General features: G+C 61.6%; 25 protein-coding genes. 21 read left to right on the top strand and 4 right to left on the bottom strand.

From position 1 onward, the window contains the following. Positions 1–4 precede the first annotated feature (4 nt). Entirely contained in the window at positions 5–703 is a 699-nt protein-coding gene (locus D6201_RS03725) for an alpha/beta fold hydrolase (protein WP_133303935.1), read from the top strand. Here D6201_RS03725 and D6201_RS03720 read toward each other — a convergent pair. Both D6201_RS03720 and D6201_RS03715 read right to left on the bottom strand, forming a co-directional pair. Further along, positions 700–1,215, bottom strand: coding sequence for a DUF805 domain-containing protein (locus D6201_RS03720; RefSeq protein ID WP_120047599.1), 516 nt, complete (start codon positions 1,213–1,215; stop codon positions 700–702). The genes D6201_RS03725 and D6201_RS03720 overlap by 4 nt on opposite strands. Positions 1,216–1,218: 3 nt before the next feature. Continuing rightward, the gene (locus D6201_RS03715) at positions 1,219–2,499 is read right to left on the bottom strand and encodes an ammonium transporter (protein ID WP_120047598.1); all 1,281 of its coding nucleotides are present in this window, start codon (positions 2,497–2,499) and stop codon (positions 1,219–1,221) included. 150 nt (positions 2,500–2,649) lie between these two features. Between D6201_RS03715 and D6201_RS03710 the strand changes: the two genes are divergently transcribed. After that, entirely contained in the window at positions 2,650–3,114 is a 465-nt protein-coding gene (locus D6201_RS03710) for an SH3 domain-containing protein (protein WP_120047597.1), read from the top strand. Positions 3,115–3,168: 54 nt separating this feature from the next. Here the strand turns inward: D6201_RS03710 and D6201_RS03705 are convergent, their stop codons facing one another. Further along, positions 3,169–3,552: a hypothetical protein gene (locus tag D6201_RS03705; RefSeq protein ID WP_120047596.1), complete on the bottom strand. Its 384-nt coding sequence runs from the start codon at positions 3,550–3,552 to the stop codon at positions 3,169–3,171. 66 nt (positions 3,553–3,618) lie between these two features. Continuing rightward, positions 3,619–4,815, bottom strand: a complete 1,197-nt coding sequence (locus tag D6201_RS03700) for a thiolase family protein (RefSeq protein WP_120047595.1) — start codon at positions 4,813–4,815, stop codon at positions 3,619–3,621. Positions 4,816–4,905: 90 nt separating this feature from the next. Here D6201_RS03700 and D6201_RS03695 point away from each other — a divergent pair, with 90 nt between their 5' ends. The 19 genes from D6201_RS03695 to nuoK all read left to right on the top strand — a co-directional run bounded on the left by D6201_RS03695 (position 4,906) and on the right by nuoK (position 19,457). Further along, the gene (locus D6201_RS03695) at positions 4,906–6,375 is read left to right on the top strand and encodes a coniferyl aldehyde dehydrogenase (RefSeq protein WP_242447410.1); all 1,470 of its coding nucleotides are present in this window, start codon (positions 4,906–4,908) and stop codon (positions 6,373–6,375) included. Positions 6,376–6,527: 152 nt separating this feature from the next. Continuing rightward, a complete protein-coding gene (locus D6201_RS03690) occupies positions 6,528–6,872 on the top strand; it encodes an NADH-quinone oxidoreductase subunit A (protein ID WP_120049177.1) in 345 nt (114 codons plus the stop codon). Positions 6,873–7,006: 134 nt separating this feature from the next. Next, positions 7,007–7,480 carry a NuoB/complex I 20 kDa subunit family protein gene (locus D6201_RS03685; RefSeq protein WP_047003496.1) on the top strand — a complete coding sequence of 158 codons (474 nt, stop codon included), beginning with the start codon at positions 7,007–7,009 and terminating at the stop codon, positions 7,478–7,480. Beyond that, entirely contained in the window at positions 7,477–8,010 is a 534-nt protein-coding gene (locus tag D6201_RS03680) for a hypothetical protein (RefSeq protein ID WP_133303934.1), read from the top strand. The genes D6201_RS03685 and D6201_RS03680 overlap by 4 nt, the downstream gene beginning before the upstream one ends. Then, on the top strand, positions 8,007–8,858 hold the full coding sequence (locus tag D6201_RS03675) for an NADH-quinone oxidoreductase subunit C (RefSeq protein WP_120047593.1): 852 nt from the start codon (positions 8,007–8,009) through the stop codon (positions 8,856–8,858). Before D6201_RS03680 ends, D6201_RS03675 begins: the two co-directional genes overlap by 4 nt. Beyond that, entirely contained in the window at positions 8,858–9,415 is a 558-nt protein-coding gene (locus D6201_RS03670; RefSeq protein ID WP_133303933.1) for a hypothetical protein, read from the top strand. The genes D6201_RS03675 and D6201_RS03670 overlap by 1 nt, the downstream gene beginning before the upstream one ends. After that, complete coding sequence (locus tag D6201_RS03665) at positions 9,412–10,626, top strand: NADH-quinone oxidoreductase subunit D (protein ID WP_120049175.1); 1,215 nt, start codon at positions 9,412–9,414, stop codon at positions 10,624–10,626. The genes D6201_RS03670 and D6201_RS03665 overlap by 4 nt, the downstream gene beginning before the upstream one ends. A gap of 315 nt (positions 10,627–10,941) precedes the next feature. Continuing rightward, positions 10,942–11,130: a hypothetical protein gene (locus D6201_RS03660; RefSeq protein WP_120047591.1), complete on the top strand. Its 189-nt coding sequence runs from the start codon at positions 10,942–10,944 to the stop codon at positions 11,128–11,130. Then, positions 11,120–11,461 carry a hypothetical protein gene (locus D6201_RS03655; protein ID WP_120047590.1) on the top strand — a complete coding sequence of 114 codons (342 nt, stop codon included), beginning with the start codon at positions 11,120–11,122 and terminating at the stop codon, positions 11,459–11,461. The genes D6201_RS03660 and D6201_RS03655 overlap by 11 nt, the downstream gene beginning before the upstream one ends. Then, positions 11,451–12,119 carry an NADH-quinone oxidoreductase subunit NuoE gene (gene nuoE / locus D6201_RS03650; RefSeq protein ID WP_120047589.1) on the top strand — a complete coding sequence of 223 codons (669 nt, stop codon included), beginning with the start codon at positions 11,451–11,453 and terminating at the stop codon, positions 12,117–12,119. The genes D6201_RS03655 and nuoE overlap by 11 nt, the downstream gene beginning before the upstream one ends. Beyond that, entirely contained in the window at positions 12,119–12,262 is a 144-nt protein-coding gene (locus D6201_RS12915; protein ID WP_165853487.1) for a hypothetical protein, read from the top strand. Before nuoE ends, D6201_RS12915 begins: the two co-directional genes overlap by 1 nt. 213 nt (positions 12,263–12,475) lie before the next feature. Further along, a complete protein-coding gene (gene nuoF / locus D6201_RS03645) occupies positions 12,476–13,768 on the top strand; it encodes an NADH-quinone oxidoreductase subunit NuoF (protein ID WP_120047588.1) in 1,293 nt (430 codons plus the stop codon). Further along, the gene (locus tag D6201_RS03640) at positions 13,765–14,415 is read left to right on the top strand and encodes a hypothetical protein (protein WP_120047587.1); all 651 of its coding nucleotides are present in this window, start codon (positions 13,765–13,767) and stop codon (positions 14,413–14,415) included. Before nuoF ends, D6201_RS03640 begins: the two co-directional genes overlap by 4 nt. Continuing rightward, positions 14,408–16,420, top strand: a complete 2,013-nt coding sequence (gene nuoG / locus D6201_RS03635; protein WP_120047586.1) for an NADH-quinone oxidoreductase subunit NuoG — start codon at positions 14,408–14,410, stop codon at positions 16,418–16,420. The genes D6201_RS03640 and nuoG overlap by 8 nt, the downstream gene beginning before the upstream one ends. Positions 16,421–16,586: 166 nt before the next feature. Continuing rightward, positions 16,587–17,630 (top strand): NADH-quinone oxidoreductase subunit NuoH, encoded by a 1,044-nt coding sequence (gene nuoH, locus D6201_RS03630; protein ID WP_120047585.1) that lies wholly within the window; start codon positions 16,587–16,589, stop codon positions 17,628–17,630. Then, complete coding sequence (locus tag D6201_RS12815) at positions 17,630–18,013, top strand: hypothetical protein (RefSeq protein ID WP_133303932.1); 384 nt, start codon at positions 17,630–17,632, stop codon at positions 18,011–18,013. Before nuoH ends, D6201_RS12815 begins: the two co-directional genes overlap by 1 nt. Continuing rightward, complete coding sequence (gene nuoI / locus D6201_RS03620) at positions 18,010–18,495, top strand: NADH-quinone oxidoreductase subunit NuoI (RefSeq protein ID WP_120047583.1); 486 nt, start codon at positions 18,010–18,012, stop codon at positions 18,493–18,495. Before D6201_RS12815 ends, nuoI begins: the two co-directional genes overlap by 4 nt. A 42-nt stretch (positions 18,496–18,537) precedes the next feature. Continuing rightward, positions 18,538–19,155 (top strand): NADH-quinone oxidoreductase subunit J, encoded by a 618-nt coding sequence (locus tag D6201_RS03615; RefSeq protein ID WP_277949474.1) that lies wholly within the window; start codon positions 18,538–18,540, stop codon positions 19,153–19,155. Further along, positions 19,152–19,457, top strand: coding sequence for an NADH-quinone oxidoreductase subunit NuoK (gene nuoK, locus D6201_RS03610; RefSeq protein ID WP_120047581.1), 306 nt, complete (start codon positions 19,152–19,154; stop codon positions 19,455–19,457). The genes D6201_RS03615 and nuoK overlap by 4 nt, the downstream gene beginning before the upstream one ends. Position 19,458: the final 1 nt, after the last annotated feature.

Raw genomic sequence — 19,458 nt, 5'->3', positions numbered from 1 at the left:
ACTGGTGGACAGACCCGTCCCGCCGCCCTTCCGGCGGACCTTGCGGGAGGGGCTGTCGCTGCCGCGCGTATTGCTCAATCCGCTGCGCTCGCCGCGCAAAGGGCCGCAAATCGGTGATGGCCGACCGGCGATCGTCATACCGGGCCTGACCACCGGCGATATTTCGACCACTCTGCTGCGCCGGACGCTGAAGGCGCGCGGCTTCGTGCCGGAGGGGTGGGGCATGGGCATCAATACCGGCGCGGACCCGGCGAAGCTGAAGCGGCTTGAGGCGCGGATCGCGCATCTGCACGTGATGAGCGGCAAGCTGGTATTGTTGGTCGGGTGGAGCCTTGGCGGTCTGTATGCACGCGTGCTCGCCCAACGCGTGTCTAAGCACCTCAGCATGGTCGTGACCGTCGCCAGCCCGTTTTCCGGTGATCGCCATGCGAACAATGCCTGGCGCGTTTACGAGGCGCTGAACGACCATACGGTGGACAATCCGCCCTTCGCCGAGAACCTGGAGGCCAAGCCGCCCGTGCCGACCATCGCCATCTGGTCCGCCGTAGACGGGATCGTCGCGCCGGAATGCGCGCGGGGTCGTGAGGGCGAAAGCGATTACCGCCTGCGGATAGATGTGCCGCACTTCACCATCGGTACCAGCCGCGCTTGCATCGAGGAGATTATTGCAAAGATTGCCGAAGTTGATGCCGAGCACCGCTAGATCGTCTTTTCCGGCGGTCGCGGGTTGGGGCCGTATGGATTACCGGGATCACGCGGCGGCAACATCAGCGCGACGACGTAGCCAAGACAGGTCACGTTGAACAAGAATTCCAGCATCGGTTCGTTGTAAAACAGATCGCTCGCCGCGAAGGAGACCTGCGTTACATCGAGCCACGCATCCCAAAGTCCGATGGCGAGAAGCGCAACCAAGGGAAGGGCAAGCCAGCCCGTTTTTGCCATGTCGTGAAATCGCCGCGCGGCCGCCGCCGGGAGGACCAGGGCAACACACGAATACAGTCCGAACCAGATCCGATCTTCCCATGCAATCGGCAGGACGAATGATGCAGGCAGCACGGTGATGATGGCAATAAGATTCGCCACCAGAACGATGAGTGCCAGTTCGGTCCGCGTCGACCGTCCCCGCGGCTCGCACAATAGCCGGATGGCGCGAGGCAGTGTGGAAAAGTCCGCCATGCAGCCGCGCCTGACGCTGAGGTCGGCTTCGTCAGTCACGACCTAATCGAAATTCCAGCCGCGCTCGCCGTGGCTGGCAAGGTCGAGACCCTGAAGCTCATCGTCCTCGCTCACCCGCATGGGGATGAATAGGCTGACACCCACTGCGAGCATCGCGGTAACAAACATGCTGTAAAGCGCAACCACGCCGATGCCGAGTGCCTGCACCCCGATCGCCATCGGAATGTCGCCCGCGGCAGCGTAGCCGGTTCCACCGAAACCCTGCCAGATGAACACGCCGAGAAGGATTGTGCCGAGCATTCCGCCAATGCCATGCACGGCGAACACGTCCAGCGAGTCGTCGATTGCCAGCTTCATCTTCACCAACATCACGGCACAATAGCAGACCAATGCCGCCGCGATGCCCAGCACAATGGCCGCGCCCGGTGCGATATACCCGGCAGCGGGTGTGACGGTCGCGAGGCCAGCGATGGCGCCAGTGGCGAAGCCCACGCTGGTAGGCTTGCCAAACTTGGCTTTCTCGACCAGCAACCAGACCAGCGCGGCAGAGGCTGCGGCGACGTGGGTATTGATGATCGCGGTGGAGGCATCGTCCGTCGCTGTAAGGGCACTGCCGCCGTTGAAGCCGAACCAGCCGACCCACAGCAGCATCGCGCCCAGCATAGTCAGTCCGGGAGCATGAGGAAGCAGTGCCGGTCCGGGGAAACCCTGCCGCTTGCCGAGCAGCAACGCAACGACGAGTGCCGACACGCCGGCGGTCGTATGGACGACCAAACCACCAGCGAAATCGACCACGCCGAGCTGCCCCAGCCATCCGCCGCCCCAGATCCAATGCGCGACCGGCGCGTAGACGAGGAGGCCCCACAGTCCGCAAAATACCAGCACCCAGCCGAAGCGGGCGCGGTCTACCCACGCGCCGACCATCAGCGCGGGAGCGATCGCCGCGAATGTCATCTGGAACAGGGCGAAGCTGCTTTCCGGCAGCGTCATGCCTTCGCGCAATATATCGAGATCGATCAGCATCCAGCGGCTGCCATCGCCGATGAAACCGCCGGTCGTGTTGCCGAAGGCGAGCGTGTAGCCGACCATCACCCACAACACAGATGCGATGCCAGCCACTGCGGCGACCTGTAGCGCGACGGACAGCACGTTCTTCGCCCGCACCAGCCCGCCATAGAACAATGCGAGGCCCGGCAGCGTCATTAGCATCACAAGCGCGCTCGCGGTGAGGACCCAGGCCGTATCGCCCGGATCGTTCTGCGCAATGTTCGTCAACTCCTGCGCGGCGGCGGTTTGCGGCGCGGCGGCGATTGCCACTCCCATGCCAGTCACGATCTTGCGAAACACGAAATACCCCTCAATTCCCGCGAGCAGCGCAGGCGTCAGGGAAACTTTCTGACCGCAAACGCCATTTCGGGCAAGCTCGCCCGAAACTGTTGCCGCGACTCATTCGCGCGCGCTACATAGTGGCACATGCTTCACCGAATTCTTGCTGCCCTTTTGCTGATCGCGATCGCCCCATCCGTGCAGGCGCAGGATCGGGAGTTGCCCTACTGGGCGAGCATCGCGGCCGAGGAAGTGAATATGCGTGCCGGCGCTGGCGAGCAATTTCCTATCGAGTGGGTTTATCAGCGGCAGGGATTGCCGGTGAAGGTCATCCGCTTCCATCAGGGATGGCGCCTGGTGCAGGAACCCGATGGGACGGAGGGTTGGATCTTTTCGGCTCTGCTCAGTCAGCGGCGTACCGCGATCGTTACGGGTGAGGGCGAAGCGCCCATGCGGGCCGAGCCGACATACGCCTCGCCTCTGCGATGGAATCTCGAGCCCGGCGTCATCGGTGCGCTTGGGCCGTGCGAAAATGAGTGGTGCGAACTCGACGTCGATGGCCACGTCGGCTGGGTAGAGGCGGATCGCCTTTGGGGGGAAGGCGACCCCTGATACGAAAAAGGGCGACCCACCGGGCCGCCCTTTTCGATTGCAAAACAGCCGCGATCAGCTGGTCTTGTTCATCGTGAAGCTTGCTCCATCGGGGCCGGTGACTTCGACGGTGCCGTCCTCCTGGACTTCGCCCATCTGGTAACAGTCCTCGCCTTCGACGCCTTCTTCAACGAAGCAGGTGCCGCGAATGTCCTCTTCGCTCCAGGTGCCGGTGCGGATCACTTCGCCCCCTTCCATGTCGGTGAAGGTGCCGTCCTCATTGAGCTCGGTGCGCCAGGGCACACCGTTCTCGTCCTCGCCTTCATACACGCCGGCATATTGCAGTTCCGCCTCGGCAACGGGTGCTTCGGCGATATCCGGGCCGATGGGCTCTTCCGGCTCGCTGCCTCCGCAGGCGGCAAGAGCGAAAGCTCCGGCAAGTGCGATCAGTGTCTTCATATCTTACTCCCCTCATTGGGATGGTGGTGCCTGCTCTGCAACGAGCGTCGAGGGCGAAGGGTCCGGTCAGACGAGTTCGACCGCCACCGCCGTTGCCTCGCCGCCGCCGATGCAAAGGCTGGCGATGCCGCGTGTCTTGCCCTGTTGCTTCAGCGCATTGAGCAGGGTGACGATGATGCGCGTGCCGCTGGCACCGATCGGGTGGCCAAGCGCCGTGCCACCGCCATTCACGTTGATCTTGTCGTGCGGGATGCCGATGTCGCGCATGGCGAACATGGCGACGCAGGCGAACGCCTCGTTCACTTCCCACAGATCGACATCGTCCACGCTCCAGCCGGTCTTTTCGAGAAGTTTCTGGATCGCGCCGACAGGGGCGATGGTAAACTCTTCGGGCGCCTGCGCGTGGGCGGTCAGTCCGACGATCTTGGCGACGGGCGTGTGGCCCTTCGCCTCGGCGACACTGTGCCGTGACAGCACGACCGCAGCGGCGCCGTCCGAGATGGAACTGGAGGTCGCCGCGGTGATCGTGCCGTCCTTGGCGAAAGCGGGGCGCAGCTGCGGAATCTTGTCCGGATTGCCTCGGCTTGGCGCTTCGTCCGTGTCGATGGTAACTTCGCCCTTGCGGGTGGTGTACGTAACGGGGACCACTTCGTCCGCGAAAGCACCGCTAGCGATCGCCTTGTTCGCGCGTTCGAGCGAGGCGATCGAGTAATCGTCCATCTCCTCGCGGGTCAGCTGGTACTTGTCCGCCATCTCCTGCGCAAACGTGCCCATCGCACGGCCTTCTTCATAGGCATCTTCCAACCCGTCCAGGAACATGTGGTCATAGGCCTTGTCGTGCCCGATGCGCGCGCCGCTGCGGTGCTTCTTGAGCAGATACGGCGCGTTGGTCATGCTTTCCATGCCGCCTGCAATCACGGTGTCGACACTGCCCGTGGCAAGCGCTTCCGCACCCATGATGACGGTCTGCATGCCGCTGCCACAAACCTTGTTCACGGTTGTGGCCTGTGCGCTCTGCGGTAGCCCCGCGAGAAGAGCGGCCTGGCGGGCGGGGGCCTGGCCGAGGCCTGCGGGAAGCACACAGCCCATGTAGACACGGTCCACATCCTCACCGGCGACACCGGCGCGTTCGACCGCGGCCTTCACCGCCGCTGCGCCAAGATCGGTCGCGGCTACATCGGCCAGCGCGCCCTGCATGCTTCCCATTGGCGTGCGAGCGTAGGAGAGGATTACAATGGGATCGCTTTCGTTGAATGCGGGCATGGGAAATCGGCCTTTCGATTGGGGTCGTGTTATGCGGAGCATTTAGTGCTGCGTTGCAACGAAAGCAAACCTGCTCCGTTGGTGATACGAATGCACCACGTCACGAAAGACGATAGCGATATGCCCGATGATACGACCGATCCGAAACAGCTCAAGCCGATGCTGGAAGCGCAACGCAAAGCGTTCGTCGAAGCTCGGCCCGAACCGCTCTCTGCCCGGAGGGATCGACTGGATCGGGTAATCGCGTTGCTCGCGGACAACGATCAGGCGCTGTGCGATGCGATGAATGCCGATTACGGCAATCGTTCGACCGTGCAGAGCATGTTGACCGATGTGCTGGTGTCCATCCGCTTCGCCAAGTACTGTCGCGACAAGATCGCGCACTGGTCCCGGCCCGATGGGCGCTCCGTGCAGTTTCCGCTGGGTCTGCTCGGCGGTAAGGCAGAGGTGCGATATGAGCCGAAGGGTGTGATCGGCATCATCAGTCCGTGGAATTTTCCGGTGAACCTCGCCTTCGGGCCGCTGGCGCAAGTGCTCGCCGCAGGCAATCGCGCCATGCTGAAGCCGAGCGAGTTCACGCCGCAAACCAGCGCGCTGATCGCCGATCTGGTCGGAAGATATTTCGCTTCCGAAGAGGTGGCTGTTGCGACCGGCGGCGTCGATGTGGCGCAAGCCTTTTCCTCGCTGTCGTTCGATCACCTCGTCTTCACCGGCTCGACCGCGACCGGCCGCAAGGTAATGCAGGCGGCTGCGGACAATCTGGTCCCGGTCACTCTGGAGCTTGGCGGCAAGTCGCCCACCGTTATCGGACGCAGCGCCGATCTTGAACGCGCGGGTTCGCGCATCGTGACGGGCAAGATGATGAATGCAGGCCAGATCTGCCTCGCGCCGGATTATCTGCTGGTGCCCGAAGACATGGAAGACGGTGTCATCGCCGCGCTCGAGCTTGGCGTGATGGACCAGTTTCCCACGCTGCGAGACAATTCCGACTACGCGACCGTCATCAATGACGATCAGTTTGCGCGGCTGACCAGTATGGTCGAGGATGCGCGCGAGAAGGGTGGGGAGGTGATCGAGATCAATCCCGCCGGAGAAGATTTCTCGCACGGCAATCAGCGCAAGATGCCGCTTACCGTGATCCGCAACCCCACCGACGACATGCAGGCAATGCGGGAGGAAATCTTCGGCCCTGTCCTGCCTATTCTCACGTATTCCAGCATCGATGAAGCCATAGACGGCATCAATGGGCGGGATCGTCCGCTCGGCCTTTATTATTTCGGCAGCGACGAAGGCGAGCGGGAGCGAGTCTTGTCTCGCACGATCTCAGGCGGTGTGACGGTGAACGATGTGATCTTCCACGTCTCGACCGAAGATCTGCCCTTCGGCGGCATCGGGCCGAGCGGCATTGGCAGCTATCACGGGCCTGAAGGTTTCCGCGAATTCAGCCATGCGCGCAGCGTCTACACGCAGCCTAAGCTCGATGTGGCAGGGCTCGCCGGACTGAAGCCACCCTATGGCGACAGGGCGCGCACGATCTTGAAGATGCTTGCGCGCAAATAGCCGAACGAAAAATGGCGGAATAGAGCCTTTTAGGCCCTTGTGCCGCCTTGCATCGGCATAGCCGGTGGCCTAGATGCGCCGCGAACCCCACCGCTATTTGCGAGTCCGTTTTGGCTGTCAGCACATCATACCTTGTCGAATATCTGCCGATCATGCTCTTTCTGGGCATTGCGCTTCTGCTGTCGGCGGCTTTCGTGTTCCTTCCGATGGGCGTTTCGCGCCTAACCGGAAGTCACAACCCCTCGGAGAACAAGCTGACCGAGTATGAATGCGGCTTTCCCGCATTCGAAGCGCCGCGCAGCCAGTTCGATGTGCGCTTTTATCTGGTGGCGATCCTGTTCATCATTTTCGACCTCGAAGCCGCTTTCCTGTTTCCCTGGGCCGTCAGCCTGGATGTGACGGGCTGGGCAGGCTGGACCGCCATGATGGTGTTCCTCTTCATCCTCGCGGTCGGCTTCGCTTACGAATGGAAGAAGGGAGCTCTGGAATGGGAGTGACCGACAAGCCCGAACCCGCGCTTTACCCGCCTTATCAGGACGGCGTTGCGGACTCGCGCAAACGTCGCCTCGCCAATGCACCGACCGCGAAGGGCGGCGAGCTGAAGGCGCCGGACGCGGAATATTTCAACGCCATGCAGACCGAGGTGAATGACAAGGGCTTCCTCGTCACCAGCACCGAAGACCTGTTTCAGTGGGCGCGCACCGGTTCGCTGTGGTGGATGACCTTCGGCCTGGCCTGCTGCGCGGTCGAGATGATCCACGTCAACATGCCGCGTTACGATATGGAGCGTTTCGGCGTCGCCCCGCGCGCCAGCCCGCGTCAGTCCGACGTGATGATCGTGGCCGGCACGCTGTGCAACAAGATGGCTCCGGCGCTGCGCCGCGTCTACGACCAGATGTCGGACCCGAAATACGTGATTTCGATGGGCAGCTGCGCCAATGGCGGCGGCTATTATCATTACAGCTACTCCGTGGTGCGCGGCTGCGATCGCATCGTGCCGGTCGACATCTACATCCCCGGCTGCCCTCCTACTGCCGAAGCGCTGCTTTATGGCGTGATGCAGCTCCAGCGCAAAATCCGCCGCAGCGGGACGATCGAGCGGTGAACTTGGCACGTTCAGTCATAATTGCGCTCGGCGCGATGGCTTGCAGCACCCCGGTGTCGGCATCCGCGCAGAGCGAAGAAGCAGTGTGGCACAAGATTTCCGTCACTGGCACTGATGCGCTGACGGTTGAGACCCCTTGCACTGACGATGAAATCGAGCGGCGGTCCGATAAGGGCACGACGGGCATTCTTTGCCGCATTGGCGAGCAGGGGTTCGGTGCGGCAATTACCACCAATGGATTGGGCCTGAACGAGAAATCCGGCGAGACCTTCGAGAGTATGCTCGCCGAGCTACGGGCCGACGCGGGCACGGTGGCCACGGAGGAATTTGTCGTTGAAGGACTTCGCTCTGTCAGAGGCTGGAATTCGTCGGCGCCAGATCCGATGACTGCGCAATTGGTGGAACTCGCGCCCGGCGAAATTCTGGTGCTGATGACCATTAATATCGAAGGCGCTTACGCGGATAGCGCCGGTGGAAGCCTACCTGCGGAGACGATCCGGTTTTTCAATTCTCTGGAGTTCGCAGAATGACCGTCCTCCATTCCTGTCCGAAATTCGCTTCGAATGAAGGCGTACGCGATGCATTGACGCAGGCGCTCGGCGAGCATGTGCTCGGTTCGCAGGAAGAGCATGGCGAGATCAGCATCGTAGTAGAGCGCGGCAGCATCGAGGATGTCCTTCGCACTTTGCGCGACGATCACGATTACCAGCAGCTGATGGAAATCGCCGGGGTCGACTATCCGGGGCGCGAGGAGCGTTTCGAAGTTGTCTACATGCTCCTCAGCTTGACGAAGAACCATCGGATCATGGCCAAAGTCTCAACCGACGAGACGACGCCGGTGCCCACTGTCACGACACTTTGGCCAAATGCAGGATGGCTCGAGCGCGAAGTTTTCGACCTGTTCGGGGTGACGTTCGACGGCAATACAGATCTGCGACGCATTCTCACCGATTACGGCTTTGAAGGACATCCCTTCCGCAAGGATTTCCCGCTTACCGGCTATACCGAGCTGCGCTATTCCGAGGAAGAGAAGCGCGTGGTGTACGAGCCGGTCGAACTGGCGCAGGATTTCCGCAGCTTCGACTTCACCTCTCCGTGGGAAGGCGCGGATTACGTGCTGCCGGGCGACGAAAAGGCGGACGTGCCGCCCATTGACGACCCGAAGGTTACTGAAGGCCCAAAAGACACCGGTGCGGGTCCGAAAACGGACGCCAAGGCCGCTGAAAGGGTCAGCGCGGGTGCTCCGGCCGAGGAAGAGAGCGGCGAGGAGCGGACCAAGGCTCCCGAACCGACAGAGGACCGCCCCGATCGCGAAAAGCGCAAGGGCGGCACGCGCGACACCAAGGCTGCGACCGAGCCGGAAAAGGACGAAGACTGATGCGCCAATTTTCCATGACCGCTCTGCTGGCAGCCCCGGCGCTCGCTCTGTCTGCCTGCGCCGACAGCACCGATGTCGACGACAGCGACATCACCGATGAAGCAGTCGAGGAAGCGCCGGAGGAATTCGGCGTCGCGGTCGACAATATCGCCAATGAACGCGCCGTCGGAGTGGATGCGGCGGTGCCTGCTCTTGAAGATCTCGGCGATCTCCAGCAGGTCGATCTTGGCGACACGATGGGTGCCTGTGCCTTTACCATGGATGATAAGACGCTGCTGCTGGCGGGCTCTCCCGCGCAGGATCGCGCGCGTGGTACGGGTGTGATTCAGGTCGCGGGCCGCGACAGGGTGTTGGCAGGCAGCGAGCTTGGCGGCCCCGATGCGATCTCCGCCGGGCCGACCATGACCGATGGCGAATACACCGTGCAGATCGAGCGTGCTTCGGCCGGCACCGAAGCCGATGCGGAAACCATGGGTTACGAAGCGACGCTGCTTGTCCGCAAGGATGGCGCGAACGAAGTGTCCTACGGCCCCGGAACGTGGATGTGCGGCGTATGAGCGGACTGACACTGGAGCAATCGCCGACCACGGACGGCGAGGAGATTTCCAACTACACCATCAATTTCGGTCCGCAGCATCCCGCGGCACACGGTGTGCTCCGCATGGTTATGGAACTCGACGGCGAGATCGTCGAGCGGGTCGATCCGCATGTCGGCCTGCTGCATCGCGGCACCGAAAAGCTGATCGAATACAAGACCTATCTGCAGGCGCTGCCCTATTTCGACCGGCTCGATTACTGCAGCCCGCTGGCGCAGGAATACAGCTATATCCTCGCGATCGAGAAGCTGCTCAATGTCGAGGTGCCGGAACGCGCGCAATATCTGCGCGTGATGTTCGCGGAGCTCACCCGCATCTGCAACCACATGCTCAATATCGGCGCGCATGTGATGGATGTGGGCGCGATGACGCCGAACCTGTGGGTCTTTGAAATCCGCGAAGACTGCATGAATTTCTTCGAGCGCATGTCGGGCGCGCGAATGCACCACGCCTATCTGCGACCCGGCGGCGTGCATCAGGACGTGCCGCTGAAGCTCATCACCGATATTGGCGACTGGATCGACAGCCGTCTGCCCGAACTCTTCGGCGACGCGATGAGCCTCGTGACCGACAACCGCATCTTCAAGCAGCGCAATGTCGATATCGCGCATGTGAGCAAGGAAGACGCCATCGCCTGGGGCTTTTCCGGCCCGATGATCCGCGCTGCCGGCATTCCGTGGGATCTGCGCAAATCGCAGCCCTACGATGTATATGACCGGATGGAATTCGACATTCCCGTCGGCACCAATTCCGATTGCTATGACCGTTTCATGGTCCGCGTGAAGGAAGTTTACGAAAGCGCGAAGATCATCAAGCAGTGCATCGCGCAGATGCCCGAAGGCCCGATCGCGACGGAAGACCGCAAGGTCGCACCGCCCAAGCGTGCCGAGATGAAGCAGTCGATGGAAGCGCTGATCCATCACTTCAAGCTCTACACCGAAGGCTTCCACGTGCCTGCGGGTGAGGTGTACGTCGCGACCGAAAGCCCGAAGGGCGAATTCGGCGTCTATCTGGTGAGCGACGGATCGAACAAACCTTATCGCTGCAAGATCCGCCCGACGGCCTTCAGCCACCTCCAGGCGATGGACATGATGTGCAAGGGCCATATGCTGCCTGACGCGACCGCCATCCTCGGCGCAATCGACGTGGTGTTCGGGGAGTGTGACCGGTGATTAGCTTGCCTGACCTTATCCTTGTCGTGCTGCCGTCAGTGTCGGCCGCTATCTTTGTTCATCTGACGCTTTCTCGCGCGGGTGTTCGTAGTCTGCTTGGCATACGGCTGGCCGCGATCTTTGCGGCGCTATGCACCGCTCACTTGAGCATTATCGGAAGCCTTGCGATCGGTTGGTCCACTAGTGCGGCACTGCCACTGCTAGGCGTTCTGTTCTTCGCAGCACTGACACCGTCCGTTGGAATTGTGGCAGCAATTTTGGTCGCTCGACGGATTGCTTATGGTCGAGCGGGTCAGGACGGAGGTGCGGTCTAGAATGTTCCTCCGAGAACTCTTCATCCTCGTCGCCGCCTTTGCCGCCTTCGCATCGGCGGTGGCAGCCTATCTGGCGGTCTTCCACGGCGAAGCACCACTCAAAGACATTCTCTCCACCGCCTTCGCTGCGGTGATCGGCCTCTACGTGGGCCGCTATTTCGAACGACGGATGGCGGCGCATGGTGAATGAGCTCAGCCCCAAGGAGCGGCAGAGGCTGCTCGACCGCGCGGATGAGCTTGGCGCGTCCACCGCGCGCGAGACCGCGCTCTATGCGCGCTGGGCACCTTTCGCCGAGAAATACGGATGGCTAATCGCCGGACTCGGCTTCGTCTGGGTGTGGCTCACCATCGCGGTCTACGCGGGCTGGATCACGCTGCCCGACATTCCCTTCCTGACGAAGCAGGTCATGTTGATCTGGACTATTGTCTACAACACCGCGTGGTGGAGCTATTTGCGCCCGCGCTTCGAACGCCTCAAGACAGATTACAATGCTGGCAAGGACACGATAAATGGCCGGTAGACATATCGCCCCTGATACACCCGAACTGCGCAAGCGGTGGGGTGGCTGGACTTTCACGGATGCGAACCGCGAGAAGGCCGACTGGCATATCGCGAAGTATCCCGAGGGTCGCCAGAAGAGCGCGGTGATGCCGCTGCTCGACCTTGCCCAGCGTCAGGTCGGCGAGGAGACGGACACGCAAGGCTGGCTGCCGCTGCCGGTGATCGAATATGTCGCCGAATATCTCGACATGCCGGTGATCCGCGTGCTCGAAGTCGCGACCTTCTACATGATGTACAACCTCGTGCCGGTCGGGAAATTCCACGTGCAGGTCTGCGGCACCACGCCGTGCATGCTGCGCGGATCGGATGATCTGTTCGAAACCTGCCGCAAGCGCGGCATGGCGACGGGCAAGGTCTCCGGCGATGGCCTTTGGACGCTGACCGAGGTCGAATGCATGGGCAATTGCGCTACCGCGCCGATGGTCCAGATCAATGATGACAATTACGAAGACCTGACGTCCGAGCGTCTGGACGCCATTCTCGATGCGTTGGCCGCCGGTGAAAATCCGAAGGCTGGCACTCAGGAGCCGGGCCGCCACACCAGCGAACCCGCTGGCGGACCGACGACGCTGAAGGAAATGGTCGACGCCAATCACGATTATCGGGGCGAATGGTGATGGAGCAGTGGCTGCCCATCATCATCGCGCTGGTGCTCGTCATCATCGCCTGGAAGGTGCTGAAGGGCATGGTGAAGACCGTTGTTCTGATCGCGCTTCTGGCGGGCGCGGCAATCTGGGTGTTCGGGGGTATGGTCGCATGATAGAGCAGTCCAGAGCAAAAGCCCACATGTGGAGCGAATTTACTCCGAGTGCTTATCGAAAAGTTGGCTACGTAAGCCTCGTGCTTGGTGGCGGTATTCTGGGATACGCGCTCGCGCAGGCTGCGCACGGTGAGATGTGGGGGATTTTCGCGATCCAAGGTCTGATTACCCTGTCCTGCGCGCCGGTCGCATTTAGAAAGGGACGCGACGACAATGCTCGCTGACAAGGATCGCATTTTTACCAATCTCTACGGCTTCCAGGACTGGGACCTGAAGGCGGCGCAGAAGCGTGGCGATTGGGATGATACCAAAGCGTTGATCGCGCGTGGCAACGACTCGATCATCGAAGAAATCAAGGCATCCGGTCTACGCGGGCGCGGCGGTGCGGGCTTCCCGACCGGCATGAAATGGTCCTTCATGCCGAGGGAAAGCAAAGACGGTCGCCCGAGCTTCCTCGTCATCAATGCCGACGAATCCGAGCCTGGTTCCTGCAAGGACCGCGAGATCATTCGTCACGATCCGCACAAGCTGATCGAGGGTGCGCTCGTCGCCGGTTTCGCCATGCGGGCGAGGGCGGCCTATATTTACATTCGCGGCGAATATATCCGCGAGGCGGAAACGCTACAGTCCGCCATCGACGAGGCGTATGACGCCGGGCTGATCGGCAAGAATGCCAGCGGTTCCGGCTACGATTTCGATGTGTTCATGCACCGCGGTGCGGGCGCCTATATCTGCGGTGAAGAAACCGCGATGATCGAAAGCCTGGAAGGCAAGAAGGGCCAGCCGCGCCTGAAGCCCCCTTTCCCGGCGGGCGCGGGCCTTTATGGCTGTCCGACCACGGTCAACAATGTCGAAAGCATTGCCGTGGTGCCGACGATCCTGCGGCGCGGTGCGAGCTGGTTCAGCTCCTTCGGGCGCGAGGGGAACAAGGGCACCAAGCTTTTCCAGATCAGCGGCCATGTCGAAAAGCCCTGCGTGGTGGAGGAGGAAATGAGCATCCCCTTCCGCGACCTGATCGAGAAGCATGCGGGCGGCATCACCGGGGGGTGGGACAATCTGCTGGCGGTGATCCCGGGCGGTTCTTCCGTTCCGCTGGTTCCCGCCGAGCAGATCATGGACGCGCCGATGGATTTCGACGGACTGAAGGAACTTGGCTCCGGCCTCGGCACGGCGGCGGTGATCGTGATGGACAAGTCCACCGACATCGTGCGCGCAATCAGCCGCATCAGCTATTTCTACAAGCACGAAAGCTGCGGCCAGTGCACGCCCTGCCGCGAAGGCACGGGCTGGATGTGGCGCGTGATGGAGCGCCTGCGCACCGGCGAAAGCAGTCCGCAGGAAATCGACATGCTCTACCAGGTCACCAAGCAGGTCGAGGGCCACACGATCTGCGCACTCGGCGATGCCGCAGCATGGCCGATCCAGGGCCTGCTGAAACACTTCCGCCCCGAACTCGAACGCCGGATTGCCGAGCGCGAAGGTGGCCTGCAGGAGGCGGCGGAATGATGCGCATATTTGTCCTCGTAATCGTCTCCATGGCGAGCCTCATGACAAGCGCTCCCGCAGACGCGCAGGAAGAGCGTAACGAGCGGATGCAACGGCTTGCCGTCGAGGCGTGGACGGCGTGCATGGCGGACGAGTTTCCGCAGGATGTAAACCGCCTGCTGACGATGGATTACCGCTCCGACGAATATCGCAGGCTGATGCAGGACATGGGTGAGCGGCGGATCAGCGAGCGGTGCTTCCGCGCCATGCCGCGTGCCTATCGCCGTATCGAGCTTGGCGGCCTGCCTTTCGCCGGCGGTCTCGCCGAGCAGGCAATGGAGCGCGCTTCGGAAGAACCGCTGGTATTGCGCCTGTCGATGGCCGTTATCGGCGAGCAGGCGCAGACCTACTCCTACACCGATCAGGTCGCCAATTGCATTGCGCGCGGCGCGCCCAATCTGGTGGCTGACCTGTTTGCGACAGAGCCTGCTTCGGACGAAGAAGTTACCGCGCTCGCACAGATCGCGCCGGTGCAGGACATCTGCACGCGCGATGGCACGGCGATCGAGGCGAGCCCTATTGCGATGCGCGCAATGCTCGCCACCGCAGGTTACCGAATTCTCGCGGCGCAGGATAATGCGCCGGTAGAAAGTGAGACCGATGCCTAAAGTCACCGTAGACGGCTCCGAAATCGAAGTCCCCGACGGCGCGACCGTGCTGCAGGCCTGCGAGCTTGCCGGCAAGGAGATCCCGCGTTTCTGCTATCACGAGCGGTTGAGCATCGCCGGCAATTGCCGCATGTGCCTGGTCGAAGTGAAGCCTGGTCCGCCAAAGCCGCAGGCGTCCTGCGCCCTTCCGGCGACCGAGGGGCAGGAAATCCGCACCGATACCGAGATGGTTAAGACCGCGCGCGAAGGCGTGATGGAGTTTCTCCTCATCAACCATCCTCTCGATTGCCCGATCTGCGATCAGGGCGGAGAGTGCGACCTGCAGGACCAGGCCATGATGTATGGCCGGGGTGCGAGCCGCTATCACGAGAACAAGCGAGCGGTGACCGAGAAGTTCATGGGCCCGCTGATCAAGACGATCATGACCCGCTGCATTCACTGCACGCGCTGTGTCCGTTTTTCGGAAGAGATCGCGGGCGTGGACGAAATCGGCGCGCTCTATCGCGGCGAGGACATGCAGATCACGACCTATCTGGAACAGGCCGCCAAGCACGAGCTGTCCGCCAATGTGATCGATCTGTGCCCGGTCGGCGCGCTCACGAGTGGGCCCTATGCCTATGAAAGCCGTCCGTGGGAGCTGAAAAAGACGATGGGCATTGACGTGTCCGACGCGGTCGGCGCGAATATTCGCATCGACAGTCGTGGCCGCGAAGTACTCCGCGTCCTCCCGCGCATCAACGACGATGTGAATGAGGAATGGATCTCCGACAAGACCCGCTATCAGGTCGATGGCCTGACGCGTCGCCGGCTCGACAAGGTCTTCATTCGTCGCAAGGGCAAGCTGGAAGCAGCGAGCTGGGACGAGGCGTTCAAGCGCATAGCCAAGGAGAAGCCGGGCGCCAGCATCGCGGCGATCGCGGGCGACATGGTCGATTGCGAAACGATGTTCGGGGCCAAAGCGCTGCTGAAGGCGAGCGGGTCCGATCTGATCGAGAGCCGCCAGACGGGCATGGATTACGACTGCTCGAAGCTCGCCGCGGTCAATTTCAACAGCACATTCGCCGGGATCGAGGAGGCCGACGCGGTGCTGATCGTGGGCAGCCACATCCGCTGGGAAGCACCGTTGATCAATGTCCGCCTGCGCAAGGCCGTGAAGCGCGGCGCGAAGGTGTTTGTGGTCGGGCCGGAGTGGGAAACCACCTATCCCGCGGAATTCCTCGGCAATGATACGAGCGTACTGGGCAATCTGCCTGGCCATGTCTCCGACGCTTTCAAGTCGGCCGAGCGACCAGCAATCATTCTCGGCGGCGCGGGTCTCGCAGCGGGCGCGCATGGCGCGGCACTGAAATTCGCGAGCGAATTCAATCTTGTGCGCGAGGGCTGGAACGGCTTCAACGTCCTTCATTTCTCCGCAGCGCGCATGGGCGCGCTGATGCTCGGTTTCGCGCAGAAGGGCGGTATCGCCGAAGTGGCGAAAGCGCGGCCGAAGGTCGTGCTGGCGCTAGGCGCGGATGAGGTCGACTGGAGCCAGTTCGACGGATCGCTCAAGGTCTATATTGGCCATCACGGCGACAAGGGTGCGCATGCGGCGGACGTGATCCTGCCCGCCAGCGCCTACACCGAAAAACCCGGCACCTACGTCAACACCGAAGGCCGCGTGCAGATGGCCGACAAGGCGATCTTTGCCCCCGGTGACGCGCGAGAGGATTGGACGATCCTGCGCGCGCTGGCCGATGCGCTCGGCGTTTCGGTTGGCTTCGACAGCTTCAGCGAATTGCGCACCGCGATGGTCAGCGAAGTGCCAGCGCTTGGCGAGGATGGTGTGATCGCCGATTACGGCACGCTGCCCACCAGCGTTGCGGCGAGCGGGAAAGGCGGAGTGATCTCGGCATACCCGATCCGGGATTTCTACCTCACCAACCCCATCGCCCGCGCAAGCGTGGTGATGCAGCGATGCTCGGATGAACTGATCCATGGCGAAGAGCTGAAGGAGGCGGCGGAGTGAGTGCGCTAGTTCTTTTCGGAAGTGCGGCCGCTCTGCTTATTGTCCTGCTGGCCTTGGCGACCTTCGCACCGTCATTCATGGACCGCATAGGTCGAGGGCCCGATGCCGGCTCGTCAAGCGCCGTCGGTGGAAGCTATGGCGAGGGTGATTGCGGGGGAGGCGACTGATGACCGAATTCTTCATGGACCTCGGCATGAGCTATGGCTGGGCGCTGTTCACGGCGTCCGTTTCCGGCATCCTGCTGATCGCGCTGCCACTGATGCTGTCGGTGGCGATGGTGATTTACGTGGACCGCAAGGTGTGGGCCGCGATCAATCTGCGGCGCGGGCCGAATGTGGTCGGGCCCTTCGGTCTGCTGCAGAGCTTCGCCGACGGGCTGAAGGTGTTCCTGCAGGAAACCATCATTCCGAGCGCCTCCAACAAGGTCATCTTCCTCCTCGCGCCGATCATGACCTTCACCGTGGCGTTACTCGCCTGGGCGGTGATTCCTTTCGATGCGGGCGTCGTGCTGGCGGATATCAATGTTGGCCTGCTGTACATTCTCGCGATCAGCAGCCTGTCGGTTTACGGCATCACCATGGCGGGGTGGGCGAGCAACTCGAAATACCCGTTTTTCAGTGCAATGCGCGCCGCTGCTCAGATGATTTCCTACGAAGTCTCGATCGGCTTCATTCTGGTCTGCGTAGTGCTCTATGCAGACACGTTCAACTTGGTCGAGATCGTCGAGGGGCAGCGCGGACACGGGCTGGGCTTCGTCAACGGATACTGGTTCAACCTGCTGCTATTTCCGATGTGGGTGCTGTTCTTCATCAGCTCGCTGGCGGAAACGCAGCGCGTGCCGTTTGACCTGACGGAAGCGGAAAGCGAGCTCGTTGCCGGGTATCAGACCGAATACAGTTCGATGAGCTTCGCGCTGTTCTGGCTCGGCGAATATGCGAACATCCTGCTTATGTGCGCGCTCAACACGCTGCTGTTCTTTGGTGGGTGGCTGCCGCCCATCGAGGTCGAATTCCTGTATTGGGTACCGGGCATCGTCTGGTTCCTTCTGAAGACGTTCTTCTTCTTCTTCATGTTCAGCTGGGTGATGGCGACCGTGCCGCGCTACCGCTACGATCAGCTCATGCGGCTTGGCTGGAAAGTCTTCCTGCCGATGAGCCTGCTGTTCGTGGTCGTGATCTCGGGCTGGCTGATGTTCACGAGGTATGGGTGATGCTGGTCGCTACCGCTGCAATACTTTTTTGCGCTTTGGCCTCCATGCCTGACGGCACGCCTGCGCCGGAAGGGGTGGTACCGACATTCAATGCTCCTATACCAGATGAACTTGCGACCAGTCTTCAAAGCGGCATCGCACCAGAGCCACCCTTGCTTTTCGCAGGAGAGACGACGTCGGAGCCGGAATGGCTCATTGGCATATCGCAGGAATCCGAAACGCGCTTTATGATCGCACGATTGTCACAAGACATTCTTGCTTATGATATTCGGATTGGCTGGGCCGAAACGATGTCTGACGGTTCGAATGTCTTTACAGAAACTTCCAGCGGCACATGCCGCATCAACGGATCCGAAAATGGTCCGGCAGGGAATCCAAAATGACCGCCGCCCAACTCATCAAATCGTTCACCCTCTGGGAATTCGTGAAGGCGCATGCCCTCACGCTGAAATATTTCTTCAAGCCGAAGGTGACGATCAACTACCCGCACGAGAAGAACCCGCTCAGCCCTCGCTTTCGCGGTGAGCATGCGCTGCGGCGCTATCCCAATGGCGAGGAGCGCTGCATCGCGTGCAAGCTGTGCGAGGCGGTTTGCCCGGCGCAGGCCATCACCATCGAGAGCGAGCCGCGTTCCGACGGCAGCCGCCGCACGACGCGCTACGACATCGACATGACCAAGTGCATCTATTGCGGCTTCTGCCAGGAAGCGTGCCCGGTCGATGCCGTGGTCGAGGGGCCGAACTTCGAATACGCGACCGAAACGCGCGAGGAACTGCTCTACGACAAGGCGAAATTGCTGGCGAACGGGGACAAGTGGGAACGCGCCATCGCCGCGAACCTTGAAGCCGACGCGCCCTACCGCTAACCGCGCCGCACGACTCCACACGGCCGGACTGAGGGGCCAGCTTTGACCGTCTTTGCATTCTACATGTTTGCTGCATTCGTTATCGCCAGCGGGGCGATGACGATCTTTGCGCGCAACCCGGTGCATTCCGTACTATGGCTCATCCTCGCCTTCTTCAACGCGGCGGGGCTGATGGTGCTTGTCGGGGCGGAGTTCCTCGCGATGCTGCTGATCGTCGTCTATGTCGGCGCTGTTGCGGTGCTGTTCCTGTTCGTCGTGATGATGCTCAACATCGATTTCGCCGAATTGCGCGCCGGTTTCATGAAGAACGCGCCGCTCGGGGTAGCCATTGCGGCCGTCTTGCTGGCGGAGCTGGTCTTGGGCATCGGCGCCTACCGCGCCGGTTCGCTCACGCTCGGCACGCCGCTCGGCGATGCCGCGCCGATGGCCGGGGCGAGCAACACCGAGAGCCTCGGCGCGCTGATCTACGGCCCCTACGTGCTGCTGTTCGAGATCGCCGGCCTTATACTGCTCGTCGCCATGATCGGTGCGATCGTGCTGACCCACCGCGGCAAGCGCTCCGAGCGGGGGCAGCAGAATATCGGCAAGCAGGTCAATCGTCGTCCCGAAGATGCGACCGTGATGAAGCAGCCGACCGTGGGCCAGGGGGTCGAGATATGATCGGCATCGAGCATTATGTTATCGTCAGCTCCATCCTGTTCGTGCTGGGCGTGCTGGGCATCTTTCTCAACCGCAAGAACATCATCGTTGTGCTGATGGCGATCGAGCTCATCCTGCTGGCTGTGAATATCAATCTGGTGGCGTTCAGCGCCTTTCTTGGCGATCTTACCGGACAGGTTTTCGCGATGTTCGTCCTGACCGTCGCGGCGGGCGAGGCGGCCATCGGGCTTGCCATTCTCGTCATCTATTTCCGTTCGCGCGGCACGATCGCGGTGGACGATGTCAACCGGATGAAGGGCTGAC

The organism is Aurantiacibacter aquimixticola (assembly GCF_003605475.1).
Classification (GTDB): domain Bacteria; phylum Pseudomonadota; class Alphaproteobacteria; order Sphingomonadales; family Sphingomonadaceae; genus Alteraurantiacibacter; species Alteraurantiacibacter aquimixticola_B.
This window is presented reverse-complemented; position numbering and strand designations above follow the sequence as displayed.